1 protein-coding gene is annotated in these 278 nt (G+C 68.0%); it reads left to right on the top strand.

All coding sequences use genetic code 11. The features are described 5' to 3' along the window. Positions 1 to 238: L,D-transpeptidase (locus tag G6030_RS14075; RefSeq protein ID WP_182643554.1), on the top strand; the 238-nt coding region annotated here is incomplete at its 5' end. Positions 239 to 278 lie beyond the last annotated feature (40 nt).

Below are 278 nucleotides of genomic sequence, written 5' to 3'. Positions count from 1 at the left end.
CAACTCGATCGTCAACGACGCCGTCCGGCTCAGCTACGACGGCATCTACATCCACTCAGCCCCGTGGTCCGTGGCCGACCAGGGCGTCCGGAACGTCTCCCACGGCTGCATCAACGTCAGCCCCGAGGACGCCCGCTGGTACTACGACTCCACCCGCAACGGCGACCCGTTCATCGTCAAGAACGGCCCCGGACGACCCTTCGGCGCCTTCGACGGTCAGGGCGACTGGAACTACTGACACCACCGCCCACGGGGGGCGCGCTGCGAGAAGCAGCGCG

Origin of the sequence: Dietzia sp. E1 (assembly GCF_014145015.1) — a bacterium.
GTDB lineage: Bacteria > Actinomycetota > Actinomycetes > Mycobacteriales > Mycobacteriaceae > Dietzia > Dietzia cinnamea_A.
The sequence above is the reverse complement of the archived record's forward strand: the minus strand, read 5'-3'. Positions and strand labels throughout refer to the sequence as shown.